Origin of the sequence: Tessaracoccus lacteus (assembly GCF_029917005.1) — a bacterium.
In the GTDB taxonomy this organism is placed as follows: domain Bacteria; phylum Actinomycetota; class Actinomycetes; order Propionibacteriales; family Propionibacteriaceae; genus Arachnia; species Arachnia lactea.
In genome coordinates, this window is the sequence record NZ_CP123967.1 from 2,973,497 (window position 1) to 2,998,881 (window position 25,385).

General features: G+C 69.5%; 18 protein-coding genes. 7 read left to right on the forward strand and 11 right to left on the reverse strand.

Annotated features, from left to right (window positions below):
- Positions 1 to 175 precede the first annotated feature (175 nt).
- From QH948_RS13735 to QH948_RS13750, 4 genes are all read right to left on the reverse strand, one after another.
- Complete coding sequence (locus QH948_RS13735; protein ID WP_281144891.1) at positions 176 to 1,588, reverse strand: glycosyltransferase family 87 protein; 1,413 nt, start codon at positions 1,586 to 1,588, stop codon at positions 176 to 178.
- A gap of 29 nt (positions 1,589 to 1,617) precedes the next feature.
- Positions 1,618 to 3,912 (reverse strand): transglycosylase domain-containing protein, encoded by a 2,295-nt coding sequence (locus tag QH948_RS13740; protein ID WP_281144892.1) that lies wholly within the window; start codon positions 3,910 to 3,912, stop codon positions 1,618 to 1,620.
- Between the two features lie 336 nt (positions 3,913 to 4,248).
- Positions 4,249 to 4,587, reverse strand: a complete 339-nt coding sequence (locus QH948_RS13745; protein WP_281144893.1) for a type ISP restriction/modification enzyme — start codon at positions 4,585 to 4,587, stop codon at positions 4,249 to 4,251.
- The gene (locus tag QH948_RS13750; protein ID WP_348634932.1) at positions 4,584 to 5,012 is read right to left on the reverse strand and encodes a type ISP restriction/modification enzyme; all 429 of its coding nucleotides are present in this window, start codon (positions 5,010 to 5,012) and stop codon (positions 4,584 to 4,586) included. The genes QH948_RS13745 and QH948_RS13750 overlap by 4 nt, the downstream gene beginning before the upstream one ends.
- A 254-nt stretch (positions 5,013 to 5,266) precedes the next feature.
- On the opposite strand from QH948_RS13750, the gene QH948_RS13755 reads away from it, so the two are divergent.
- Positions 5,267 to 6,949, forward strand: coding sequence for a hypothetical protein (locus QH948_RS13755; protein ID WP_281144894.1), 1,683 nt, complete (start codon positions 5,267 to 5,269; stop codon positions 6,947 to 6,949).
- A 586-nt stretch (positions 6,950 to 7,535) separates the two neighbouring features.
- On the opposite strand, the gene QH948_RS13760 is transcribed toward QH948_RS13755, so the two are convergent.
- Complete coding sequence (locus tag QH948_RS13760; RefSeq protein ID WP_281144895.1) at positions 7,536 to 8,336, reverse strand: carbon-nitrogen hydrolase family protein; 801 nt, start codon at positions 8,334 to 8,336, stop codon at positions 7,536 to 7,538.
- Positions 8,337 to 8,421: 85 nt separating this feature from the next.
- Here QH948_RS13760 and QH948_RS13765 point away from each other — a divergent pair, with 85 nt between their 5' ends.
- Positions 8,422 to 9,822: a CCA tRNA nucleotidyltransferase gene (locus tag QH948_RS13765; RefSeq protein WP_281146214.1), complete on the forward strand. Its 1,401-nt coding sequence runs from the start codon at positions 8,422 to 8,424 to the stop codon at positions 9,820 to 9,822.
- Between the two features lie 28 nt (positions 9,823 to 9,850).
- The gene (locus QH948_RS13770; protein ID WP_281144896.1) at positions 9,851 to 10,789 is read left to right on the forward strand and encodes a 1-phosphofructokinase family hexose kinase; all 939 of its coding nucleotides are present in this window, start codon (positions 9,851 to 9,853) and stop codon (positions 10,787 to 10,789) included.
- Positions 10,790 to 10,791: 2 nt separating this feature from the next.
- Here the strand turns inward: QH948_RS13770 and QH948_RS13775 are convergent, their stop codons facing one another.
- The 4 genes from QH948_RS13775 to QH948_RS13790 are packed head-to-tail and all read right to left on the reverse strand — an operon-like array spanning position 10,792 to position 14,873.
- The gene (locus QH948_RS13775) at positions 10,792 to 11,895 is read right to left on the reverse strand and encodes a VanZ family protein (protein WP_281144897.1); all 1,104 of its coding nucleotides are present in this window, start codon (positions 11,893 to 11,895) and stop codon (positions 10,792 to 10,794) included.
- 44 nt (positions 11,896 to 11,939) lie between these two features.
- Entirely contained in the window at positions 11,940 to 12,962 is a 1,023-nt protein-coding gene (gnd, locus tag QH948_RS13780; RefSeq protein WP_281144898.1) for a phosphogluconate dehydrogenase (NAD(+)-dependent, decarboxylating), read from the reverse strand.
- A gap of 13 nt (positions 12,963 to 12,975) precedes the next feature.
- Entirely contained in the window at positions 12,976 to 14,313 is a 1,338-nt protein-coding gene (locus QH948_RS13785) for a GntP family permease (RefSeq protein ID WP_281144899.1), read from the reverse strand.
- 14 nt (positions 14,314 to 14,327) lie between these two features.
- Positions 14,328 to 14,873 (reverse strand): gluconokinase, encoded by a 546-nt coding sequence (locus tag QH948_RS13790; RefSeq protein WP_281144900.1) that lies wholly within the window; start codon positions 14,871 to 14,873, stop codon positions 14,328 to 14,330.
- Between the two features lie 146 nt (positions 14,874 to 15,019).
- Between QH948_RS13790 and QH948_RS13795 the strand changes: the two genes are divergently transcribed.
- The 4 genes from QH948_RS13795 to QH948_RS13810 all read left to right on the forward strand — a co-directional run bounded on the left by QH948_RS13795 (position 15,020) and on the right by QH948_RS13810 (position 22,296).
- A complete protein-coding gene (locus QH948_RS13795) occupies positions 15,020 to 15,757 on the forward strand; it encodes a FadR/GntR family transcriptional regulator (RefSeq protein ID WP_281144901.1) in 738 nt (245 codons plus the stop codon).
- Between the two features lie 63 nt (positions 15,758 to 15,820).
- Positions 15,821 to 17,716, forward strand: a complete 1,896-nt coding sequence (locus tag QH948_RS13800; RefSeq protein WP_281144902.1) for a DUF6049 family protein — start codon at positions 15,821 to 15,823, stop codon at positions 17,714 to 17,716.
- Positions 17,713 to 21,411, forward strand: a complete 3,699-nt coding sequence (gene murJ, locus QH948_RS13805; RefSeq protein ID WP_281144903.1) for a murein biosynthesis integral membrane protein MurJ — start codon at positions 17,713 to 17,715, stop codon at positions 21,409 to 21,411. Before QH948_RS13800 ends, murJ begins: the two co-directional genes overlap by 4 nt.
- 171 nt (positions 21,412 to 21,582) lie before the next feature.
- Positions 21,583 to 22,296: an FMN-binding negative transcriptional regulator gene (locus QH948_RS13810; protein WP_281144904.1), complete on the forward strand. Its 714-nt coding sequence runs from the start codon at positions 21,583 to 21,585 to the stop codon at positions 22,294 to 22,296.
- A gap of 145 nt (positions 22,297 to 22,441) precedes the next feature.
- Here QH948_RS13810 and QH948_RS13815 read toward each other — a convergent pair whose 3' ends face one another.
- Entirely contained in the window at positions 22,442 to 22,918 is a 477-nt protein-coding gene (locus QH948_RS13815; RefSeq protein ID WP_281144905.1) for a YbaK/EbsC family protein, read from the reverse strand.
- A gap of 190 nt (positions 22,919 to 23,108) precedes the next feature.
- Positions 23,109 to 25,289, reverse strand: a complete 2,181-nt coding sequence (locus QH948_RS14105; RefSeq protein WP_348634933.1) for an ATP-dependent DNA ligase — start codon at positions 25,287 to 25,289, stop codon at positions 23,109 to 23,111.
- Positions 25,290 to 25,385 lie beyond the last annotated feature (96 nt).

Sequence of the window (25,385 nt, forward strand, 5' to 3'; positions counted from 1 at the left end):
TGCCTTGAGCGAAGCGAAAGGTCAGGGCTGGGGTTTCCGCCTCGCTTCGCTTCGGCGCCCTTCGACAGGCTCAGGGAACCGAAGGACAGGCTCAGGGAACCGACAGACAGGCTCAGGGAACCGACAGACAGGCTCAGGGAACCGACAGACAAGCTCAGGGAACCGAAAGAGAGGCTCAGGGAACCGACAGACAGGCATCGGAGCGGTAGAGCGGCGGCGGGTCTGCCGGGAGCGGCGGGGCGACTCTCGTGAGGGTCTCGCCGTCGTTCAGGACACCGCCGATGGGGTCCGGGGACGACGGGGTGCGCAGCAGGTCGCGGCGGGGGGTGGCGATGTCGCGCAGGCAGGACACCAGCAGCCAGGCCTCGACGCCCGCGCGGGCGAGGATCGCGAGCCAGTACACCGCGTACGGACCCGACTGGGCGCTGGTCAGCGAGCCGTTCAGCCAGGGCCAGATGGCCAGGTAGTACGCGACCTGCGTGATGGTGAAGGCCGCCATCTCCCAGCGGTACGGGCGGGCCCAGTAGACGGCAACCAGCAGCCACAGCGCCGTCTGGGGCGGGTAGGCCGGGCCGAGCAGGCAGGTGGCGAGCAGCATCACCGCGACCAGCGACCCGACGCGCGGCGTGCGGTGCGTGACGTACAGCCAGGCGATCAGGATGCCGAACCCGAGCATCAGCAGCACGAACGCCAGCGACCCGGTGCTGCGCGTCGAGGCGCCCATCAGCGACGCCAGGTACCAGAGCGAGCCGTAGCCCGTGTCCTTGTTGATCTCGCCGTGGTAGAAGGCGTAGACCGAGTCGAAGTCCTGGATCAGCAGCGGCAGGTGGACCAGGAAGAACGCGGCGACGGCGGGCACGGCGAAGCGCAGCGCGACCTTCCAGCCGCCCCGCAACCCGCACGCGACGGTGACGGCCAGCACGATCGCGATCGGCATGGTCGCCGCGCAGGCGGCCAGCCCGAGCACGATGCCCGACTCGACGACGGCTCGGCGTGCGAAGAGGAACATGCCGAGGCATGTCAGCGCGATGCCGAACAGGTCCCAGTTGATGAGCCCGACGGCCAGCACGACGGGCGACGCGGCGACCATCATCGCGTCCCAGCTCGGTCGCCTGGCGTCGGAGTCGAGGCTCAGCCGGGCGAGGCACAGCAGCGTGACGAGCAGGCACACGAACAGCCCGACGGCCGTCAGCCCGAAGAACACTACGGACGCGTCGACCTGTTCCTGCAGCGCGACACCAGGGTAGACCGAGGAACCGAACACCCACGCGCCGATCAGCTGAGTCGTGTAGATGAACGCGGCCGTCAGCGGCGGGAAGGTCATGGCGTCGGTCCCGAAGGCGGAGACCCCCTGCCCGAACCCCTGGGACAGGAACGTGGCCTGGATGTCGGAGTAGCAGACGCGTATGTAGACGTTGACGGCGTTGTCGGCCGCGACCTGCACGCACGGCGTGTGCCTGAGGAACAGGACGAGGAAGACCGCGGTGCCGGCCAGCAGGATCCAGGGCAGCGGGTTGAACCAGAGTCCCCTCGGAGCCGCGTGGCTGCCCATCGGGCCACCGAGCCGGGGCCACATCGCGTTGGTCACGCCCATCACTCTAGTGGGCGCCCCGGACGCTATCCCTCGCTGCCGCCGTCGCCCGCGCCCTGGCCGGCATCCCCGTCCCCGTCCCCGTCCCCGTCGCCACCGGCGACGCCGGTCTCATCGGGCTTCGCGGTCGGTTGCTGCGTCGCCCTGGTCGGCTCCTTCGTGGGCGTCGCGGTCGTCGGAGCCTGGGTGGGCGTCGCTGTCGTGGGAGCCGCGGTCGTCGGGGCTGCCGTGGTCGGGGCGGCGGTGGTCGGGGCCGCGGTCGTGGGCTCCTTTGACGGCTCCTCGGACGGGGTCTCCGACGGTGTGGGTGACGCCGACGCCGTCGGGCTGGCTGACCTGGTCGCCGCGGGGCTGGTGCTGACCTCGGGCAAGATGTCGTCGGCGGTGTCGAACTGCTCGACGTCCATCCCGTCGGTGGCGATCATCATGTAGTCGACCCATGTCATCAGCGGGTAGCTGGAGCCGAAGAACGTCGGATCCTGGGGCCGCTTGTAGTCCTCGAGATCCTCATTGCCGGAGTCGCCCGCGACGTACATCACGGCCGTCGAGATCTGCTTGGTGTAGCCGACGAACCAGGCCGACGTGATGGCGTCCTCGACGCCGTTGGTGCCGGTCTTGCCCGCGACGGGGCGGCCGAGCGCCGAGGCCCGGGTGCCGGTGCCCTCCGTGACCACGGAGGTCAGGGCGTCGGTCACGTTGGCCGCGACGTTCTTCTCGATGGTCTGCTCCGAGCCGGGGTCGGCCTCGTAGATGACCTTGCCCTCGCTGTCCATGACCTGCGCGACGATGTGGGTGTCGTTGCGCTCCCCGCCGTTGGCGAGGGTGGCGTACGAGTTGGCCATGTTGAGCGGGCTCACCTCGGCGGCGCCGAGCGCGATGCGGTTGTTGAGGTCCCAGCCGCGGCTGGTCGGGGCGCCCGCGTCGTTGGCGGCCTTCTCGACCTCGCTGGCGCCGTTGGTGATCTGCTGCGTCATGTCGACGAAGGCGGTGTTGATCGAGTCGGCGGTCGCCTTCCGCAGCGTGACGGCAGGGCCGTACTGGTAGCTGAACTCGTTACGGATGGTCTGCGTGTCGCCGCGCGGCACGAACGTGTTGCCGTTGAAGGTTGAGTCGAGCGAGAAGCCGTTGCGCAGCCCAGCGATGGTCGCGAAGGTCTTGAACGTCGACGCCGCCGGACGGTCGGTCGTCGCCCAGTTGCGCTGGTTCTTCACGTAGTCAGGGCCGCCGTACTGCGCCAGGATCGCCCCGTTGGACGTGTCGACCGACGAGATGGCGACGTGCAGGTCGGCGGGATCCGGGTCGCCGTACGCGTCCTCGGCCGCCTGCTTCGTGTAGGCCTTCGCTGTCTTGGCGGCCGCGTCCTGCATCGTCTTGTCGATCGTGGTGACGATGCGCAGTCCGCCGCCCTGGATCTCCTCCTCGGAGAAGCCGTGCTCGACGAGTTCTTCCTCGGCCATCTTCACCAGGAAGCCCTTCGAGCCGCCGTAGCGGTTGTTGACGGGGACCTCGGGGAACTCGGGCAGCGAGCCGTACGCCTCGTCGTGCTCGGCCTGCGTGATGGTCCCCATGGACAGCATGCCGTCGAGGACGTAGGTGTAGCGGTCGTAGAGTGCCTCGAGCTTCTCGTCGCCGCCGGACGGGTTGAAGGCGCTGGGGTTGTTCAGGATCGCCGCGAGCGCCGCCGCCTCCGAGAGGCTGAGGTCCTTGGCGTCCTTCAGGAAGAAGGAGCGGGAGGCCGCCTGGATGCCGTAGGCGCCGCGGCCGAAGTAGATGGTGTTGAGGTAGCCCTCGAGGATGTCCTCCTTGGGCATCTCGCGGCCCATCTTGGTGGCGAGCATCAGCTCGCGGACCTTGCGGGTGACCGTCTGGCTGGAGTCGAGGTAGAGGATCTTGATGTACTGCTGCGTGATGGTCGAGCCGCCCTGGAGCTCACCGCCGGTGGCGATGCTCCACGCGCCGCGCGCCATGCCGGATATGGAGAAGCCCGGGTCCTCCCAGAAGGACCGGTTCTCGGCGGCCACGACGGCGTCCTTCATGACCTGCGGCATGTCCTCGTAGTCGAGGCTGACGCGGTTCTGCACCGACAGGGAGCTCATCTGCGTCTCGCCGTCGGCGTAATAGATGAACGTGGTGTTCGTCGTGAAGTCGGAGTTGGGGTCCGGCAGGTCGGTGGTCGTGTAGAGGAAGAACAGGCCACCGAGCCCGGTCAGGCCGACGACGATGAACGCGACGAGGGCGCCGATGCCGATGCGGCCCCAGATCGTGCGGGCGCGGGACTTCGTCTTCCCGCGCTTGCCTCCGGAGCTTGGTGACTTGGCCATGTGACGTCCTTAAGATTCCTTCTCCCCCGACGGCCCACTGTGCGGGTCGCCCGTACCAGCGTAAGCGTCGGGGCAAGATCCGCCACATCCACACCGGGCGAAGCCGGCAGATCGGGGACCACGGCCCCGGCAGTCACGGCCCAGATGGAGACCGCTCACCCAGGCGGAGGAAGACGCCCTGCGATCTGCAACTGAGACGGAGCTCGGTGAGCTCGTGCAGGAGCTGCAAGCCGACCGGGTCCCCTCCGCCCAAATTGGACGGGTCCTGGGGCACGGTCCGCAGTGGATGACCAACCGATTCCCGCGGCCTGAGTACAAACGAGGGACGGCCGCCCGCTAGTCGCTGAGCCCCAACGAAGGAAGCCCTTTGACGATCTTGACGGTCTCCACCGAGACGGTGACGACGCGCTTGATCAGATCGATGATGTAGCGCGGATCGTCACTGTAGGTGTTCGGGTCGTTGACGATGTGAGAGTTCTTGTCGGTGCGGATCCAGTAGCGGTCGATGATCCAGTCCAACGCGGAGCGTAACCCGAGCTGATACTCGTCTACCTCGGCCGGGATCCCGCGGAGCGTTACGTGGCTGTTGTAGACCAGCACCGAGCGGTCCTTGGCCTTCCCCTTACCGCCGTAGGCCATCTTCTTCTCGACCCGGAACAGCTCCTCCTCGGTCATGCCCGCGGGGCCTGCACGACCTCATCGAGCGGGTACGGGGCGACGTTCTCGTAGTTGATGTGCAGATCCATCAGCCGCTTGCCGGCAGCAACGAACGCGTCGAATGCTTCGGTGCTCGGGGCGAGGGGGATGCGGGGCAGCATCTTCTTCAGATCGGCCTCGAACCGTGTCCGGTACTCAGACGAGTGCAGAACGCCGTAGACGTAGTGGAAGATGTCGTCCTTGGAGACCTTGGTGCCGAAGGCCTTGCGGTACTCGGCCAGCGCGTGGTCGGTGATGTTGTCGATCTTCCGGTAGCCGTCGATGATCTCGCCAGCCCCTGGTTCCTGGAACAAGCCATCATCATCAGCTGCGTGCTTCACCGGCTCGTAGGACCAGCGGGCGAAGAACTGCCCACCCTCGGGTGCCTTCGCTCCGACCTTCACCGCATCGGTGCCTCACATGTCGGACCCTCTCGATACGGTGACAGTGATGCATCTGCTTGCACTGGCCCGTGACGAGGTCAGGACGAACCGGGGTCGATCGCGACTACTTACTGGGTGAGAGCGCGAGCAGAGGCTTCGTCGACATTCACGTGGTTTGGGGAGTAGCTGTGGTAACGATTCATCGGGTCGATGACGCTGGTGCGGCAGGTGCTCTTGCTGATCTGCTGAATGGTGGTTCGCGTAAGCGGCCGGTCGTGGTGGTGTCGATCCCGGCGACGCGCGAGGAGCCGTGGATCGATGTTGAGGAGATCGCGCGAGAGGCCGGGGAACTGGCAGATGTCTACCTCATGCCTACAGGAGAGGCTTCCTGGGAGTTCTCGGACCGGATGCCTGACGGAACGCAGGTCTACGGGGGTGCCGGGCGGGTCTATCCCGTGGGCCACGAGTGGTCGAGGGACCTGAGGATCTCGCCCCTGCACTTCGCCTGGGGAAGCAGGGACGGTGAGAAGGCGACACAGGACCTGATCTCCGACATGTTCCGGATGGCCGTGGCTGCAGGCCTCCTGCAGACCAAGCCGACGCGTTTCCTCCGGGAGGTCACTGCGCTGGTGAAGCTGGTTGTTGCGGGCCGCGCCTTGGTCGATGTGGGCAACCGACTGCCTGCCACGATCGCAGAGGAACTGACGGTTGAGGATGTGGCCATCGAGCGCCTGCTTGCTGCTGGCCAACGCGTTCACGGATGGTATGACCCGCAGACCAACCGTGTTGATGTCACCAAGAGCCTGATCGACCCTGCGACCGCTCTGGGCGCCTACTCGGTCGGAGACGTTGTCCTCGCACGGGTGTCAGCCGTTCACAACGAGTCCGCGGAGCTGCTCCTCTACCCGAAGACACTGGCTCCCGCCGTGACAGCGACCATTCGTCCAGAGGACGTCACGAGTAACCCGCTCGATGACCTCAACATACTGATGACCGTCGGAGAGGTCGTGACCGCGCGACTCGCTTCCACCGGCCCAGTCTGGGCGCTCACCCTCAGTGACGTCGACGATGACGAGACCGTCGTGCCGGCGCCGGCGCTCCTCGACGGCGGACCACCATGGCTGATTGAGGATCCAGTCGAGCCGGACCCCTGCGACGAGGACGAAGCCGAGATCGTCCCACCGCTACAGGTAACCCCGCCAGCCGCGCCCGCGGAGCCAGTCACGGCCGTCGAACCGAGGCCGACGCCGCTGCAGATACCGCTTCCCGGTCCGCCCAGGCAGCGTGACATGAAAGCGCCAGCCGCGACGCCGACGAGGACTCTGTTGCTGCAGATCGATGGGCTCAAGGCCGAGATCGGCCGCCTGAACAAGGAGGTGGCCACCTGGAAGAGTGAAGTCGATGCTGCGGCTGACGAACGGGAGCAGCTCCGCTACCTGTACGAGCAGGCCGAGCGGCGTGCCAACCGTGCCGCGAGTGAGCTGAAGTCCACCAAGGCACGACTCCGTAAAGCTGGCAACCTGAACCCGGCCGGCGCGGACGATGAACCCCGTTTCGCTGATGCCGAGCAGGGCTTCCGCTATCGCGTCCTCGGCCAGTGGGCGAAGAGGACCATCCAGAGCGAACAGGCCGAGCTTCAGCTGGGCGAGTACCTCATCGGCCCGCAGTTCCTTGAGTCAGTGGCCACCTTGGAGGGAATCAAGGCAGAAAAGATCGCCGATGTGGTGGTCGAGATCGTCACCGGTCGAGCGTCGCAGATCACTGGTCGGGAAGTGCATCGCCTTCGGACAGGAACCGGCGGCGCTGATCCGGTCCGCGTCCGGGCGGACGGTGCAGTTGCCTGGAGGGCCAGCCTTCAGATCAATACCGCCTCCGCTCGCCGCATCCACTACTGGGCGCTCCCAGATGGTCGGTTCGAGCTGAGCCGGGTGGCGCTGCACGACGACTTCAGTATCTGAACTGGCTGCCTCGCCCCTACGTGGCGAGGCAGCCACGTCAACAGAAGCGGGGCGGCTAGTCGCGCTGGAGGGGCGTCTGAGTAGGGGTTTTGCAACCAATGGCTTCTTGGGGCCCATCGTGGCGAGCGTCGGGACGGGGTCGGTACGGGTGAGACGAGGGACGGAGAGTCCGGATGTCGCCCTGGGCTAACGGAAGCTGGTTGCGCGGGGCTTCTGTGGTCGCACAGCTCCCGCAAGGGACGTCGGTCGTGGAACTAGTGGTCTGATCTAGAAACCGAGGCGCTCGGGGTCCCAGTTGCCGTAATCGTCGTAGCCGTTCCCGTCGGGGTCCATCGCGTCCCGGCCGGCGGCGGCGAGTGACTCGTTACACATCTCGCAGTAACCATCCTCAAGCTCCACCAGGTCGAACTCTTCCCCGCACTCTTCACACGTAGCAGTAGATGGCATGAATCGACCTTCCGAGAGGTGTGTGTACTAGTCAGTGCAGCTTAGTGCAGGAACACCAGAGGCTTGGTCTTCGCGCCAACTAGGTCAGGCAGTCCGGTGTCACCCCTCCCGCACAGGATCGGACCGCGGTCGCGGGCGCCTATCCGCGCGGTACGACCCGGTACCGGCGCAGCTCCAGGGCGGGGTTCCGCTCGCGCACCCGGCGGACCTCGTCGGCCACTAGGAAGCCGACGGCGAGCCCGTCGCCCGCCCCGACGCCGGCGAGCGTCACGCCCTGCGGGTCGACCACCCGGCTGAGCCCGATGCCGTACTTCGGCGGGTGGTCGGCGGCCGCCACGTAGCAGGTGTTCTCGATGGCCCGCGCCGCGATCAGCGTCGCCCAGTGGTCCTCCTTGAGAGGGCCGCGGACCCACTGCGCGGGCATCAGGACCGCGGTGACGCCCGCGTCGGCGAGCACGCGCGTCGACTCCGGGAACCGTAGGTCGTAGCAGGTGACCAGCCCGAACCGGAGGCCGTCGAGGTCGAAGGTCTCCGGCGCCGTCAGCTCGCCGGGTTCCACCCGGTCGGACTCGCGCTGCCCGAACGCGTCGTAGAGATGGGCCTTTCGGTAGGTGGCGAGCGGGCCGTCGGCCCCGACCGCGACGACGGTGTTGCGGACCCGCTCGCCCGATCCCTGCTCCAGCAGTCCGGCGACGAGCACCTGGTCGAGGCTAGCCGCCAGGTCGCGCAGGCCCGCGACGAAGGGGCCGTCGACGCTCTGGGCGTGGGCCGCCAGCGTGTCGTCGAACGGGTCGACGAAGTAGCTGGAGTATTCCGGGAGGACGACCACGCGGGCGCCGCGGCCGGCCGCCTGCGTGGCGAGTTCCCGGATGCGCTCGAGATTGGCGGCCTCGTCCGCGACGGGGCCGAACTGGGCTGCGGCAACGCCGATTTCCGACATCTGGGCTCCTCCCGGGGCTTGAGTGCGATGAGCGGCACTAGAATCGTGCCTCGTGCCCAGTCTGACCGAAGCCCAGACCAACGCGATGCGCCAACTCCTGCGCATTGCGCCCGTCATCGACGATCTGGGTCGCCTGTTCTCCGAGGCCGGACACGAGATCTTCCTGGTCGGCGGTTCCGTCCGCGACGCCCTGCTCGGCGAGCTGGGGCACGACCTCGATTTCACCACCTCCGCCACCCCCGACGAGACACACGCGCTGCTGAAGCAGTTCACCCCCGCGACGTGGGACATCGGCAAGGACTTCGGCACCATCGGAGCCCTCAAGAAGTCCGGAGGCACGCAGTGGCAGATCGAGGTCACCACCTTCCGCGCCGACGTGTACCGCAGCGAGTCCCGCAAGCCCGAGGTGGCGTTCGGCGACACGATCGACGGCGACCTGATCCGCCGCGACTTCACCGTCAACGCCATGGCGATCAACGTCGCCACCAAGGCCTTCCTTGATCCCTACGGCGGCCTCGACGACCTCGCCGACGGCATCATCCGCACCCCGTCGACGCCCGAGATCAGCTTCTCCGACGACCCGCTGCGCATGCTGCGCGCCGCGCGCTTCGCCTCGCGGCTGGGGTTCAGCGTCGCGCCCGACGTCGTCGCCGCCATGAAGGGCATGGCCGATCGGATCGAGATCGTCTCCCCCGAGCGGATCCAGGCGGAGTTCTCCGGCCTGCTGCTGACCGACGCTCCCCGCGAGGGCATCGACCTGCTCGTGCGCACGGGTGTGGCAGACCACTTCATCCCCGAACTGTCCGCAATGCAGCTCGAACTCGACGAACACGCGCGCCACAAGGACGTCTACCAGCATTCGCTCACCGTCCTCGACCAGGCGATCGAGCTGGAGAAGGCCCGCGGCCACCAGCCCGACATCGTCAACCGCCTCGCCGCGCTGCTGCACGACGCCGGCAAGCCCGCCACCCGACGGTTCGAGGGCTCGAAGGTCACGTTCCACCACCACGACATCGTCGGCGCCAAGCTCATCAAGAAGCGTCTGAAGGCCATGACGTACCCGGCCGCCGTCGTGAAGTCCGTCGCGAAGCTGATCGAGTTGCACCTGAGGTTCCACGGATACGGCGATGGCGGCTGGAGCGATGCCGCCGTCCGCCGCTACGTGCGCGACGCCGGCGACGAGCTTGAGCACCTGCACATCCTCACCCGCGCCGACTGCACGACCCGCAACCGCCAGAAGGCAACGCGGCTGCGGCGCAGCTACGAGGAGCTCGAGTGGCGCATCGACGAACTGGCCGCGCAGGAGGAGCTCCAGGCGCTGCGCCCGCACCTCGACGGCGACGAGATCATGGCCGTGCTGGGCATCAGGCCGGGCCGCGAGGTCGGCGAGGCGTACCGCTTCCTGCTCGAGGACCGCACCGAGAACGGCCCGCGCGAGCACGACGACGCCGTCCGACTGCTGAAGGAGTGGTGGGCCGCCCGCTGACCGCCGGCCCCGCCGGTATCTTGGCGCCATGGCAGTCCTGCGCACCGTCACCCTGAACACCGGCTACGACGACTACTTCACGGTCAGCGGCCTGGCCTGGGGCGGCGTCGGGGCCATGCACGACTTCCGCTCGGTCTGCTCCGGCAAGGGCATCAGCTGCGCCAGGACCGCGGTCGCGCTGGGCCTCGACACGGTGGCGTACGCGCTCATCGGGGCCGACGACGAGGTCGACTACTCAGCGCGTCTGACGGCCGAAGGCATCGCGCACACGCTCGTCGCGGTACCGGGCGCGACCCGGCACAACCTGACGCTCGTCGACCAGACGGGCGAGAAGGTCGCGGCGCACTTCGTCGGCGCCGGGTTCCACCTGGCCGACGAGGCGCCGCTGGACGACCTGGCGCGCCGCCTGCTCACCGACGTGGCCCCCGGGGATGTCGTCACCCTCAACGGGTCGACGCCGTCCGGGCTGCCCGCCACGACGTGGGCGGACCTGGCGCGCGCCTGCCTGGCCCGCGGCGCGCGGGTGATCGTCGACGCGCAGAAGGACGCGCTCGTCGCCGCGCTGAAGGTGCCGGGCGTGCTGGCGTTCAAGCCGAACGACGACGAGATCCTGGCCCTCCCGGCCGTGGCCGCAGCCGATCCCGCCGACCGGGTGCGCGTCGCGCTCGATGCCTTCGCCGCCGCCGGGGCGCGGCTGCCGCTGGTGTCGCTTGGAGCCGATGGCGTCGCGTTCCTCGACGGCGCCCGCGACGCGACCGCCGCGTGCCCCGTCGAGCGTCCGGTCCAGTCGGTGATGGCGGGCGACGCGCTGGTGGCGGGCCTCGCCTGGGGCGTGCTCGACGGGGACGAACCGACGGGGTGGGTGCGGCACGGCCTCGCGGCGGCCGCCGCGCACGTAGCCGGACACCGCGGCCCGGCCCTCGGCGAGGCGGCCCGGGCCAACCTGCCGCGGGTGGAGCTCGCCTGACCTCAGGCCCGCGAGTCGACGACCGCCAGACCCGCGGCGCGGAACGACAGCCCGCGGCCGCTCCGGTCGACGATCAGCGCGATGAACGTGGCGCCGACGAGCACCGATGCGGCCAGCTGAAGCGCCGAGACGGCCCCGGCGGGCAGACCGGGCACCGTGGCGATCGTGCTGAGCAGAGCCCAGCCGCCAAACCCCATCAGGGAACGCGCAGCATGCCGCCAGAAGCCGGCCTTCTCCCCGCCCGGCGTCAGCCACACCGTCCGCTGGCCCAGCGACGCACCGCTCGCGGTGAACCAGGGGGCCACGACGACCAGCATGAGGCCGACGACGCCGCCCCAGAAGACGCCGTCGACCTCGTCGAGGCGATTGGCTGGCACCTTGAGAATCCAGTACTGCGTCGCGCGCCAGCCCAGCGCGACCGACGCCTGCACCGCGGCCAGCAGCGCATAGTCGACCAGCATGCCGACCAGTCGACGGCTCCGGGTGACGAGACGGGGACGGCCACGTCGCCGCGACTCGGAACGGGCGTCCGGAACGAAGAAGAACAACGCCCCCGCGAGGGCGGCGCCGATGAGGGCGCCGGTCGTGTTGAGGAACACGTCGTCCACATCGCCGACCCGGTACGCGCAGGGCAGAAGGCCGAGGGCCCCCGTCGTCTGGGTGACCTCGATCGCCACCGACGCGCAGAACCCGAGCAGCGTCGCCGTGACGACCCGCCCGCCGAAGTACCGCCTCCACAGGCCGCCGAAGGGGAGGAACAGCACGACGTTGAACACGACCTGCAGGAACACGAAACTGCGCAGCAGCGAGCGGAGCCCGTTGGCCCGGTAGTAGTCGAGCAGGTCCCCGACGAAGCTGAGCGGCTTCAGGTTGCGCGGCGGCGACGGGTTGGCGGCGCACCACTGCCCATCGGGGACGGGCAGCAGCGTGTAGGCGATCAGCGCGACCCCGTAGACGGCGACGGCCGCGGCCCCGACGACCCGCATCAGGCGGATCTGGCCCATCCGCCGCGACTCCCACACCAGGATGGGCACGAACAGCGCCACGAAGGCGGCAGCCCCCAGAAGGATGCCCACATAGGCGGGCCAGGTCCACGCGTCGATCACGTCATGAGTATGTCAACGCCTCCCGGCGGGCCGCGACCAGCCGGTCAATCCAGGTGCTTGCGCTCGTCGTGGCCGCCGAACTGCGCGCGCTGCGCCGAGAGGATCTTCGAGGCCACCTCGTCGAGACCCCGCGACGCGAACCGTGAGGTGAGCGCGGCCGAGATGACGGGCGTCGGAACGCCCTCCTCGACGGCGGCGAGCACCGTCCAGCGGCCCTCCCCCGAGTCGGAGACGCGGCCGGAGAAGCCGGTGAGGTCGGGGTCGGCGGCCAGCGCGGAGGCGGTGAGGTCCATCAGCCACGACCCGACGACGCTGCCCCGGCGCCACACCTCGGCGACCTCGCCCAGGTCGAAGCGGTACCGGTAGTTCTCCGGGTCGCGCAGGGGCGCGGTCTCGGCGTCGACGACGTGGTCGGTCAGCCCCGCGTCGGCGCCGGCCAGGATGGCCATCCCCTCCGCGATCGACGCCATCATCCCGTACTCGATGCCGTTGTGGACCATCTTCACGAAGTGCCCGGCGCCGGTCGGGCCGCAGTGCAGGTAGCCGTCCTGGGCCGTGCGGCCGGCGGGCTCGCCACGCCCCGCCGTCGGCTCGGCCTCGCCCGCGCCGGGCGCGAGCGCCCGCCACAGCGGGTCGAGCCGCCGCACCGTCGTCTCGGGTCCGCCGATCATCAGGCAGTAGCCGCGCTCAAGCCCCCACACGCCCCCGGAGGTGCCGACGTCGACGTAGTCGACGCCCAGTTCCCCGAGCCGGGCAGCGCGGCCAAGGTCGTCGCGGTAGTAGGAGTTGCCGCCGTCGATGACCGTGTCACCGGCATCGAGGAGGCCGACCAGCCCGTCGAGAGTCCCGTCGACGAAGCCCGCGGGGATCATGATCCACACGGTCCGCTGCGGCGCGAGCCGCGCCACGAGGTCCGCCAGCGACGAGGCGCCGACCGCGCCGTCTGCGGCCAGCTCGGCCACCGACTCCGCGTTGACGTCGTAGGCGACGACCTCGTGGCCGGCGCGCAGCAGGCGCCTTGCGAGGTTCGCGCCCATCCGGCCGAGCCCGATCATTCCCAACTGCATGTGTAACTCCTTGTCAGAAAGCGAGCGAGAGCAGCATCACCGAGGCGAGGCCCGTGACGGACAGCACGGTCTCCATCAGCGACCAGGTCTTGAAGGTCTGGCCGACCGTCATGCCGAAGTACTCCTTGACCAGCCAGAAGCCCGCGTCGTTGACGTGGGAGAGGAACACCGAGCCGGAGCCGATGGCCAGCACGAGCAGCGCAAGGTGCGGGGAGGTGAGGTCTGTCGCCAGCGGGGCCATGATGCCCGAGGCCGTGATGGTCGCGACGGTCGCGGAGCCCGTGGCGACGCGGATGAGCGCCGAGACGATCCAGCCGGCCAGGATCACGGGGATTGAGGCCTGCACGATGCCCGACGCGATGACGTCGGCGATGCCGGAGTCGACCAGCGTCTGCTTGAAGCCGCCGCCCGCCGCAACGATCAACAGGATGCTGGCGATCGGCGCGAAGGAGGAGCCGACGGTGTCGGAGACCTGCTTCAGGGTGCGGCCCAAGGTGTAGCCCAGGAGGAACATCGCGACGACGGTGGTGATGGTCAGCGCGATCAGCGGCGTGCCCACGAACACGACGGCCTGGCCGAGCCCGGACTCCTCGGAGCCCGCCATCTCCACGACGGTGCGGGCGAGCATGAGGACCACGGGAAGCAGGACGACGATCAGCGCCGCGGCGAAGGAGGGCCTGCGGCCGTCGCGGGCATCCGTGTCGACCTCGCCGAGGAAGTTCTCGCGGGCCGGGATCGGGACCCACTTCGCCATCACGCGGCCGAGGATCGGGCCGGAGATCGCGACGCAGGGGATGGCGACGAGCAGGCCGAAGCCCAGCGTCAGGCCGAGGTTGGCGCCCAGCGCGTCGATCGCGATCAGGGGTCCGGGGTGCGGAGGCACGAGGCCGTGCAGCGCGGAGAGGCCGGCGAGCGCGGGGATGCCGAGCAGGATCACGGGCAGCTTGGCGCGGTGCGCGGCGAACATCACGACGGGGATCAGGATCACGACGCCGACCTCGAAGAACAGCGGGATGCCGACGACGAAGGCGATGAGCGCCATGGCCCATGGCAGCCGCTTCACGGGGGTCTTCGCGAGGATGGTATCGACGATCACATCGGCGCCGCCCGAGTGGACGAGCAGTGTGCCGATGATCGAGCCGAGCACGATCAGCAGGCCGACGCCCGCAATGGTGTCGCCGAGCCCCGTCGTGAAGGAGGAGAACAGGTCCTGGTAGGGGGTTCCGGCCGCGATGGCCATCGTGCCGGCGCCGGCCATCAGCGCCAGGAAGGGATGGATCTTGAGCCAGACGATGAGCGCGACGATGACGGCGATACCTGCCAGGGCCGCGAGAACGAGCTGAGTGGTCATGGGTGACTCCGGTGTCAGTGGTGGGTGTGGTAGTCGGCAGCGACGAGGTGCAGCCGCGAGACGATCTCGTCGGTGATCTCCTCTGTGGTCTGGTTGACGTCGACGACGATGCCGTCCTCGTCGTCGCCCAGGGGTTCGAGCGTCGCGATCTGCGACGGCAGCAGCGAGGTGGGCATGAAGTGCCCCGCGCGGGCGGCCATCCGCTCGGCGATCAGCTTCTCGGCCCCGGCCAGGTGCACGCAGATCGTGCGGCCGGGAGCCTCGCGGAGCTTGTCGCGGTAGACGCGGCGCAGCGCGGAGCAGGTGACGAGCGTGTCCCTGCCCGCGGCGTCCTCGACGTGGGTCCACGTCACGATCCGCTCCAGCCAGGGCCAGCGGTCCTCGTCGGTGAGCGGGTGCCCGGCTTGCATCTTGGCGACGTTCGCCTCGGGGTGGAAGGCGTCGCCCTCCGCCACCGACCAGCCGAGCCGGTCTGCCAGCGCGTGCAGGATCGTGGTCTTCCCGGAGCCCGCGACGCCCATGAGGACCAGGTGGATGCTCTGGTGGTCTGTATCCGTCATCTTTGACCCTTCTCGTCGGGCATCTGTGCCCGTCTGTGGGATGACCATAACCCGTAAAGGTGTTCCTTGACAAGAGAATCGTATTACCTTTCTTTGCACAGGGAGTCCGTGAGGCACGCAGGGTATGCCCTCACTAAACTCGGGTCATGAGAATCGACGTCGATCCGGCCGGCGAAGCGACCGGCCCCGGAGGCCTCCTGCATGAGGGGGTCACCCGCACGCTGGGCATCGAGATCATCGACGGCGTCTGGGAGATCGGCCAGCCCCAGACGCTGGAGGACATCCAGGGCCGGTTCAACGTCTCCCGCACGGTCGCGCGCGAGGCGGCACGCCAGCTCGAGACGATGGGCCTGGTGCGGACCCGCCGACGGCACGGGCTGGTCGCACAGGAGAAGTCGCTGTGGCACGTGCTCGACTCCTCACTCATCGATCTGCGGCTCCACTCCACGCGACGCGAGGAACAGCTCCGCTCCCTCACGCACCTGCGCCTGGCCGTCGAGCCGGCAGCGGCGGAAGGCGCGGCCCGCAACGGCGACGTGCACGCCCGTGCGCGGCTGATGCCCCTGGCCTCGGAGCTGCGCAGGCTCGGCGAGGCGGGCGAGCTGACCGAGTTCCTCCAGGTGGACATCGACTTCCACCGCACGATCCTGGCGCTGAGCGGCAACGAGCTGTTCGCCGCGCTGAGCGACATCGTCGCCGTCGTGCTGACCGGCCGTACGGAGCTCGGCCTGATGCCCCCCCGCCCACAGCCCGAGGCCCTCGACGGCCACGAGGCCGTCGCCGAGGCGATCTTCCGCGGGGACCCCGCGACCGCGCGCTTCGCGATGCAGGCCATCCTCGACGAGGTGCGCGACGCCGTCGTTCTACCGGGGTCGCCCACCTGAGGGCGTCCGCGCGTCGGGAGGCTTTGCTGCGGGGCCGCCGCGGCGTCCGACTACCATGAGACGGTGATTTCCTCCCGGTTGCTGCGCGCAGCCCTCGCCGCCGCGCTGTTCGCCGTGACCCTCGTCAGCGCCTCCGCGCGCCCGGCTCTCGCCGCCGGAGAGTTCCTCGACGTCACCATCTCCTCGGTCTCGACGGCGACGATCGACCTCACGGAGCCGGACCAGGTCATCACGCTCAAGGGCACGGTCACCAACGTCTCCACGGTGCCGATCCGCTTCGCCAACGTGCACTTCTGGCGTTCCCCCACCCCACTGGCAAGCAGCGCCGCCGTCACCGCGGCGCTCGAGGCGCCGCCCGCGGGCGAACGCCTGAACCAGAGCGAGGACAACTACTTCACCATCTCGCAGGAGGACGAGTTCGGGCCAGGCGAACGAGTGGACTTCACCGTCAGCGGCACCGTCGCCCAGCTGACGGACGAGGGCACACCGCTGACCGCCACCGATGTGGTGTACCTGATCGGCGTCCAGGTCCGGGGGCTGCCCAACGATGCGACCGGCCGCAGCGTCGTCGGCCGCGAAGCCATCGCGATGGCCGCCACCGGCCGGAGCGTCGAGTCCTCATCGGTGGTGCTGCTGACCGCCACGCCGACGTGGACGACCGACGGCACCTTCATCGACAACTCCCTCGAGGACGAGCTCGGCGGGCGACTCGAGACGCTGCTCGGCAGCGCGAGCCGCACCGACGTCGTGACCGCCCTCGACCCGGCCCTCTACGAGGCGGCCCAGAAGATGTCCGGCACCCACACCGTCGGGGAGGACGAGGAGTCGGGCAGCGGCGTCGCGCTGCGCTGGGTGCGCCGCGTCGACGAGCTGATCGCGGCGGGATCCGTCTGGCGGCTGCCCTACGGCAACCCCGACCTGGTCCGCGCCGCAGCAAGCGGCGCGCTCTCCCCGACGCTCGAAGCCGCCGCGTCCGCCACCCCCGAGGCGCTGCTCGACCTGCCGAGCGTTGCGGTCCTGTCATCCGGCGCCGACGAGTCGATGCTGGCGGACCTCAGCGACATCGACACCGTGATCGTCGACGGAGGCTCCGGCTCGCAGGCCGGCGCCCCCAGCGTCATCATGGCCGCGTCGCAGGCTGAGCTCGGCGGCCTCGAGGAGGGCGTGCAACTCGCGAGACAGGTGGCCGACGACCTGGTCGCCGACCGCACCCCCCTCTACCTGATCACCACGGCCGCCGAGGCGAGGCGCGATGCCGAACTCGACCACCTGCGCACCCGCACCGTCCCCACGACCATGCCGCAGTCCGCGCTGGTCTGGCCGACGGACACCACGGTGGCTGCCTGGAGCGACGTCGCCGATGCCCTGCACGATGCCCGCGGCAACGCCGGGCTGATCGGCGACCTGAGCGGAACCGAGCCCGCAGGGATCGACTCCCTCTTCGCGACCGCCTTCAGCGCCGACTTCGCCACGCAGGCGGATGCGCTGGCCTGGACAAGGGCGAACGCCCCCGAACGCGTCTCGAATGACGCCGTCACCCTGCGCGCGGCGGCGTCCTTCGTGATGGGTTCGCGCACCAACACATTCCCGGCCACTCTGACCAACACGCTCGCCGTCCCCGTGACCGTGGACGTCCGCTTCACCTCCGACTCCCCCCAACGCATCCGCGTGCCCGACCTGGAGAGCGTCACCGTCCAACCGGGCGAGGCCCTGACGCTCGAGGTAGTGCCAGAGGCCTCCTCCAACGGCGTCTCACTGGTCCACGCCCAGGTGACAAGCACCGGCGGCGTGCCCATCGACGCTCCGGTGACCATCGAGATCACTGCGACGAACTTCGGGCGTGTCGGCTGGATCATCATCGTCGTCTCGGGTGCAGTGGTACTCGGCGGCACCGCGTGGCGGATCCGCACCGTCCGGCGCGAACGCGCCAGGGCGGAGTCCGAGGGGGTCCAGCCGTGAGCCAGGTCAGCAGCACGAAGAAACTCCTGTCGGCCAGCGCCTTCATGGCCGCGGGCACCATGATCTCGCGCGTCCTCGGCGTCGTCCGCGTCATGATGGTCGCGTTCATCCTCGGCAACGGCACCCGCCAGGCCGACATGCTCAACATCGCCACGATGGTGCCCAACGCGCTCTACATCCTGCTGGCGGGCGGGGCGCTGAACACGGTCCTCGTGCCGCAGATCGTCAGGGCCATCAAGAACGACGACGACGGCGGCGAGGCGTACACCAACCGCATCATGACGGCCTTCATGATCGCCGTCACGGCCGTGGCGATCATCATCACGGCGGCCGCTCCGCTCGTCACACAGCTGTACACGTCGGCGGACTGGCGCGTCGAGGAGCTCTCGTCGCAGTACGCGGCGATGGTCGCGCTGACCTACCTGACGCTGCCGCAGATCTTCTTCTACGGCGCGTTCTTCCTGTTCGGCCAGATCCTCAACGCACGCGACAAGTTCGGCCCGATGATGTGGGCCCCCATCACGAACAACGTGATCTCCATCCTCACGATGGGCGTCTACTTCGTCGTCTGGGGCAACGGCGACGACCACTCCCAAGCCTTCACCACCGCGCAGATCCTGGTGCTCGGCATCGGCTCGACGCTCGGCATCGCCGCCCAGCTCATCACCCTGCTGCCGTTCATCCGTCGCGTCGGGTTCAAGCTGCGGCCCCGCTTCGACCTGAAGGGGACGGGGCTGGGGAAGACGTTCTCGCTGACCAAGTGGACGTTCGGCTTCGTCGCGGTGAACCAGGTCGCCCTGATGCTGGTCAACCAGCTGGCCACGTCGGCGACCGCGACCGGCCACGGCGCCGGCGCGACGGTGTACTCCAACGCCCACCTGCTGTGGATCCTGCCGCACTCGCTCATCACCGTCTCGCTCGCCACCGCGATGCTCCCCAACGCCTCGCGGCTCGCGGCCAGCGGTGACAGCGCCGGCGTCGCGCAGGAGTTCACCAAGACCATCCGGCTGTCCCTGATCGCGATCGTGCCCGCCACCGTCGCGTTCATGTCGCTCTCCGGCCCGATGGCGATGCTCCTGTTCGGGCACGGCACCGGCTCCGAGGACGCCAGCTGGATCGCCTGGACCCTCATGGGCTTCGCGATCGGTCTGATCCCCTACACGGTGCAGTTCGTCTGCCTCCGCACGTTCTACGCGCTGGAGGACACCCGGACGCCCTTCATGCTGCAGATCATCATCGCGGGCACCAACATGCTCGGCGCCTGGTTGCTCGTCTGGGTGGTCACCGACCCGGGCTGGGTCGCGGCCGCGCTCGCCACGGCCTTCTCGCTCGCATACCTGATCGGTGTGTTCTTCTCGTGGCAGGCGCTCAAGAAGCGGATCCCCGACCTCGACGGCGGCCAGCTGGTCCTCCACATCGTGCGGTTGCTGCTCGGATCCTCCATCGGCGGTGTCGCCGCGTACTTCCTGACGGACCCGATCATCAACCTGATCCCGAGCGCCGTGGTCGGCGACATCGTCGCGCTGATCGTCGGCGGGGTGCTGATCCTCGCGGCCTACCTGCTGATCGCCAAGGCCCTGCACGTGCGCGAGCTTGCCAACCTCGGTGAGCTGGTCCGCACCCGATTCGGCCGCCGCGGCACCGGGGACTCCGCCTCCGAGGAGGACGCGAGCGAGCTCTCCGCCCGCGAGCAGCTGTTCGACGACCAGCTGCCGACGCTCATCCAGCCGGCGATCGTCGACGAGTCCCCACGTCGGGGGGCCGATGACGTCCCCGACTTCGATCCGCCGACCGTCATCCGCACCAGGCCTGCGATGACAACACACACGTTCGAGGGCACCGAGGCCGGGCCGGCGACCGCGCCCATGGCCGCCGTGACCGAACCCGCCCCGCCTGCCGACGACGAGGGCTTCGACCTCGATTCCGTGTTCCGGCCCGCGGAGGAGCCCGAACCCGAGGCGGAGGCGACGCAGCGCATCGCCACCGTCGGCACGCTGCTGCAGACCCGCTACGAGCTGGAGGAGTTGCTCACCACGCGTCTCGGGACGGAGTCCTGGCGGGCTCACGACCAGGTGTTGTCGCGCGACGTCGTCGTGCACGTCGTCGCACCGGGCGATGCGCGCATCACGTCCCTGCTGGCTGCGGCCCGCAAGGGCGCCGCCGCCACCGACTCGCGGTTCCTGCGCGTCCTTGACGCGGACGAGATCGTGGATCCCACCGCCGGCATCGGCGCCTACGTCGTGGCGGAGTTCGCCCCCGGCCGCACGCTGGGTGATCTGCTGAGGGGGGGACCGCTGAGCGCCATCGAAGCGGCCTTCGTCGCCCGCGAGCTGGGCGATGCCCTGGTCGGCGTACACGCTCAGGGCCTCTTCCACGAGCAGATCAACCCGGAGTCGGTCATCATCACGACCGTCGGCGCGGTCCGGCTCGTCGGCTTCGGCATCGACGCGACGCTGGCGGCGGATGAGCGTCCGGTCTCCTGGTCGGACCGCGAGTCCGCGGACGTCGTCGGCCTCGGCAGGCTCCTCTACGCGATGCTGGTCAGTCACTGGCCGGGGGACGACGAGTTCGGGCTTCCTGCCGCGCCGATCATCGCCGGCGAGACCGCACCCGCGCACACCGTACAGGTGGGTGTCTCCCCCGCCCTCGACCGCATCTGCAGCGCCACGATCACCGAGCGGGGGGCCGCCGGGGAACGGAGGATCACCACCGCCGCTCAGTTCGTCACGGCCCTCGTCCAGGTGCTCGGCTCGGCCGACGCGTCGGCGGACCTCGAGGCCCGCGTCCGCTCCTGGGCACCCGCAGCACCGTCGTGGACCGCGGCCTCCGGTCAGCGGCCCGACCTGGCGCTCTCCCTGGCCCCCGGCGGTTCGGCGACGCGCTCAGAGGCTTCCGGCTCCTCGAGCGGCGAGGCCGCCGGAGCCGCTCTCGGCTCTTCTCGAGATGCGACGGACGCCGGCTTCCCAGGAGGCCCCACCGGCCAGCTGAGCCGACTCGACCGTCTGGCGGCAGGCAGCGACGCGGCCGGCGACCAGGACCCGGCCGAAGGCGATGCGGGGATGGCCGCGCGACGCGAGCCGGAATCCCGCCGCGGCCTGTGGATCGTGCTGATCCTCGCCACGGCGGCGCTCGTCATCTCGCTGATCCTCGTCGGCATGAACAGCATCCGCGACAACGCCGCCGATCCCGCAGCCTCCGTATCCGCGGGCGGCACCGCCTCGGCGGAGCAGTCCGGCGTCCCCGAACCCATCGCGATCGCCTCAGCGAGCGACTTCGACCCCGAGGCGGACGGCGGTAACGGCGAGGAGAATCCGGACGGGGTCGCAGCCGTGATCGACGGCGACCCGGCGACCAGCTGGCAGACCATGCGCTACCTCAACCGGCCGAACCTCGGCGGGCTGAAGCCAGGCGTCGGCATCGTGCTCGACCTGGGCGAGGAGCAGCAGGTGGCATCGGTCGATCTGCAGCTGACGGGCGGCACGACCACCGTCGAGCTGCGGGTGCCGAACGGCTCGGAGGCGTCGATGCGCACGTCGGCCAACTGGAACGTCGTCGCGACGGACAAGGTCAAGGGCTCGGGCACCATCGAGCTCGACGAGCCCGTCTCGACCCGGTACCTGCTCGTCTACTTCACCAATCTCCCCGAGGTCGACGGCGGCTACCGCGCCGAGGTCAACGAGATCACCGTCCGCTGACCCCCTCCCCCGCCCCGTGTTCCGCTCCTCCCCGGGCCGCGATGAGCACAACACACTTGTCATCGTCGGGAAAGGCCCGATCCGGGCCCCAAATGCCCGATGGGCAGGAGGATCTGCTCATCCGACGGGCCGAACTCGGCCCCGCGACGACCTGCGCCTAGTGTGGGTCGCATGGATCCCGCGAGCTACGTCTACATCCCCGCCAGCCAGGAGGTCGACGAGAAGGAGTGCCGCGCCCTGCTCGAGGAGGTCGGCGCCGCGCTGTGGATCACGGCCGACGGCGACGAGATCCCCTGCGCGACGCTGCTGCCGACGCTGTGGCGCGGCGACACCCTGACCGCCCACGCATCCGGGCACAACGAGCAGTTCACGAGGATCGACGACGAGGTTCCCTGCCGCGTCGTGATCCAGGGCCCGAACAGCTACATCTCGCCGCGGTGGCTGCCGAGTGTGCAGTCGAGCGAGAACGGGGGAGCCGCGCGCGGCCGCGCAGAGGGTCGAGGTGTCGGGACGTGGAACTACCAGCAGGTACAGATCGCCGGGATGCTGCGCGTCCACCGCGACACCGACCGCCTGCGCGACGAGATGACGACGCTCGCCGAGGACTTCGACGAGAAGCGCATCGCCGACGGCTGCCCCTCCGACGCGCACCGCGGCCCGTGGACCCACGACGAAGCCCCCACCGCCTACTACGAGGCCATGATGCACGGCGTCGTCGGGCTGGAGCTGCGCGTCACGGAGGTGAAGGGCCGCTTCAAGCTGGGCCAGAACCGCACGGAGCTTGACCGTTCCGGGGCAGCCGCGGGGCTGCGCGAACGCGGTCGGGGCCAGGACCTCGCCGTCGCCGACGCCATGGACGACGCCACCCCGCTCTACGAGGGGTAGCCGGGTAAGCCCCCGTGCCGCGATGAGCACGACACACTTGTCGTCGCGACTAATCCGCAGAAAACCGCACAGAGCCGCGACGGGCAGGAGAATCTGCTTATCCGGCGGCAGTTGGTCAGGCCCGCGAGGGGACGACCCGACGAGTTCAGGCGACCCGCACTGCCTCGCCCCCGGTGAGGTGGAGGAGATCGTCATAGGTCATCGGCATCAGGGTGTGCGGGGTGCCGGCTGCGGTCCAGACGACGGCATGGTCGGCAAGCGAGCCGTCGACGACGGTCCGCACCGGCGCCGGGTGGCCGACGGGGGCCACGCCGCCGATGGCCTGGCCCGTCACCTCACGCACGCGCGCGGCGTTGGCCATGGCGATGGTGTTCGCTCCGACCTCGACGGCGAGAACGTCCGTGTCGACCCGGTGCGCACCGCTCGTCATCACGAGCAGTGGCTCGCCGTCGGCGAGGAAGAGCAGCGAGCTGGCGATGGCGCCGACATCGCAGCCGAGCGCGTCTGCGGCTTCACGAGCGGTGCGCGTGGAGGCCGACAGCTCGCGGACCTCCACGTCGAGGCCGGCGTCGAGGACCGCCTTCGCGACGAGACGGCTGCGCTCGGGCAGGTGTGCGGTCATCGGGGTCCCTTCGCGGTGCTGACTACGCCATTCGACGCCGAGGTCCCGGTCGGTCGCCCGAGCTGTCGACGTCTGCGCCATTCTCCCGGGACGCGGCCCGGCGATGGCCAACCGGTCCCACCATGCGAGCACCTGGGAAAGGGCTTGGATCAGGGTCCGGCATCGAGCCCGGTTCGTGAGCGACCCGGCATCAGGTGCCGAGTACGTCGGCCAGGTCGTAGCTGAGGGGCTCCTCCAGCTGCTCATAGGTACACGAGTCCGGCTCGCGGTCATCGCGCCACCGCACGAACTGCGCCGTGTGGCGGAACCGGTCACCCTCCATGTGGTCGAACCGCACCTCCACCACGCGCTCGGGCCTGAGTGGCGTGAACGACAGGTCCTTCTTCGCGTTCCAGCGTGAGTGCGCCGCAGCAGAGGGTGTCCTGGGCGCCGGCTGGTCGCGGTTGTCCGGCGACTCGGGCTCAGGGGCGGCCCACGCCCAGGGGTGGCCGTCGAAGTCGGTCACCAGTGGCTGCAGCTCCTCGAACAGCTCCCGACGGCGCTCCATCGGGAACGCTCCGATGACGCCGACCGAGTTAAGGTTCCCGTCGGCCGTGTAGAGGCCGAGCAGCAGTGACCCGATGACCCCCGGCTCGTCGCGGTACAGCCGGTAGCCGGCAACGACGCAGTCCGCCGTCCGCTCGTGCTTGAGCTTGTACATCACGCGCTTGTCCTCGGCGTACGGCTCCCCCAGCGGCTTGGCGATCACACCGTCGAGTCCGGCGCCCTCGAACGACGAGAACCACTCCATCGCCATGGCCTCGTCGCGCGTGGCGCGGGTGAGGAAGACGGGGGGCTTCGCGTCGGCGAGTGCCGCCTCGAGAGCGGCGCGCCGCTCGGCGAAGGGCCGCTCGGCCAGGTTCTCCTCGCCGCGAGCCAGCATGTCGAACGCGACGAACGTCGCGGGCATGGAGGCGCTCAGCTTGGCGATCCGCGACGCGGCCGGGTGGATGCGCTGCTGGAGCGCGTCGAAGTTGAGCCGGTCGCCGGTGGTCGGGTCGATCATAACGATCTCGCCGTCGATGACGCTGTGGTCGGGAAAGTTCGCGATCACAGCCTCGACGAGCTCGGGGAAGTAGCGGGTCATCGGGCGCGAGTTCCGAGACCCGATCTCCACCTGGTCCCCCGACCGCCAGATGATCGCGCGGAACCCGTCCCACTTGGGCTCGAACAGGTACTCGCCCTTGGGGAGCTTCTTCACCGGCTTGGCCAGCATCGGGCCGAACGGCGGGTGGATGGCCGTGCCCCACTGCGCGTCGCGCTCTGCCTTCGGGGGCATGTACTCCTCGTCGGCGCGGTCGGCCTTGCGGCGGCTTGGCGGGACCCGCGGCGGCTCGCCGGGCATCTTGGGGTAGTCGGGCGGGAAGTTCAGCTCACCGAGCCCGCGCTCCAGGTCGGCGTCCCAGAGTGCCAGGGCCGCTGCGATGTCGCCGACCTCGTCGTCGATGTCCGCCCAGGGGCAGGGTCGTCGCTCGAGCAGGGCGGGCACGGTCCGGACGGTGAACTGGCGGGGGTCTGCGTCGGGCAGTTCCTCCCAGGTCAGCGGCGTAGAGACGGTGGCGGCTGGGAGGGGTCTCGGCGAGTAGGCGGCGGCGATGGTGCGGTCGCGGTTGGCCTGGTTGAAGTCGACGAACACCCGCTCGCCGCGCTCCTCCTTCCACCACGACGACGTGACAAGGTCCGGGAGTCGTCGCTCCAGCTCGCGGGCGATGCCGATCACCGCGTGCCGGACCTCCTGGAACTCGTGGTCGGGGCGGATGCGCGCGTAGACGTGGACGCCGCGGTTGCCGGAGGTCTTCGCGTAGGCCTTCAGCCCCAGTTCGGCCATGAGCTCCCGCAGTGCGAGCGCCGCCGTCACGGCGTCGGCGAACCCCCGGCCCGGTTGCGGGTCGAGGTCGATGCGCAGCTCGTCGGGGCTGTCGAGGTTCGCGGTGCGGACGGGCCAGGGATGGAAGGTGATGGTGCCGATCTGGGCAGCCCAGGCGAGCGCGGCGGGCTCGTCGAACACGAGCTGGTCGTGTCGTCGGCCGGACGGGTACGTGCAGGTGACGGTCCTCAGGTACGGAGGTGCGCCGCGCGGGGGCCGCTTCGCGAAGAACTCCTCGCCGTCGACCCCGTCGGGCAACCGCTGCAGCGTCATCGGCCGGTCGCCCGCCAACCGGAGGAACTCTCCCGAGACGGCCACCAGGTACCGGGCCAGCTCCTCCTTGGTGACTGGCCCGCCGTCGGCGTCGGGCCAGAGCACCTTGCCAGGGCTCGACAGCCGCACGTCGCGGGGCTCGGGCCCGTCGACGTGCAGGGTCAGTTCGCGTTTCCCAGCCTCCCCAGCCATGCCGCAACCGTATCCGCCCACCCGTCCTTCGCCTACCCCCTCAGCCCATCAACGCGGAGCCCCGCCCGTGCACAACAATGCCTGGGCTCCCCTAGC

Coding starts and splice junctions, on each gene's coding strand:
- QH948_RS13795 (WP_281144901.1), top strand. CDS start 15,020: ATGAGAATCGACGTCGATCCGGCCGGCGAAGCGACCGGCCCCGGAGGC.
- QH948_RS13760 (WP_281144895.1), bottom strand. CDS start 8,336: ATGTCGGAAATCGGCGTTGCCGCAGCCCAGTTCGGCCCCGTCGCGGAC.
- QH948_RS13815 (WP_281144905.1), bottom strand. CDS start 22,918: ATGACCGCACACCTGCCCGAGCGCAGCCGTCTCGTCGCGAAGGCGGTC.
- QH948_RS13765 (WP_281146214.1), top strand. CDS start 8,422: ATGCGCCAACTCCTGCGCATTGCGCCCGTCATCGACGATCTGGGTCGC.
- QH948_RS13770 (WP_281144896.1), top strand. CDS start 9,851: ATGGCAGTCCTGCGCACCGTCACCCTGAACACCGGCTACGACGACTAC.
- QH948_RS13740 (WP_281144892.1), bottom strand. CDS start 3,912: ATGGCCAAGTCACCAAGCTCCGGAGGCAAGCGCGGGAAGACGAAGTCC.
- QH948_RS13745 (WP_281144893.1), bottom strand. CDS start 4,587: ATGACCGAGGAGGAGCTGTTCCGGGTCGAGAAGAAGATGGCCTACGGC.
- QH948_RS13790 (WP_281144900.1), bottom strand. CDS start 14,873: ATGACGGATACAGACCACCAGAGCATCCACCTGGTCCTCATGGGCGTC.
- gnd (WP_281144898.1), bottom strand. CDS start 12,962: ATGCAGTTGGGAATGATCGGGCTCGGCCGGATGGGCGCGAACCTCGCA.
- QH948_RS13810 (WP_281144904.1), top strand. CDS start 21,583: ATGGATCCCGCGAGCTACGTCTACATCCCCGCCAGCCAGGAGGTCGAC.
- QH948_RS13785 (WP_281144899.1), bottom strand. CDS start 14,313: ATGACCACTCAGCTCGTTCTCGCGGCCCTGGCAGGTATCGCCGTCATC.
- QH948_RS14105 (WP_348634933.1), bottom strand. CDS start 25,289: ATGGCTGGGGAGGCTGGGAAACGCGAACTGACCCTGCACGTCGACGGG.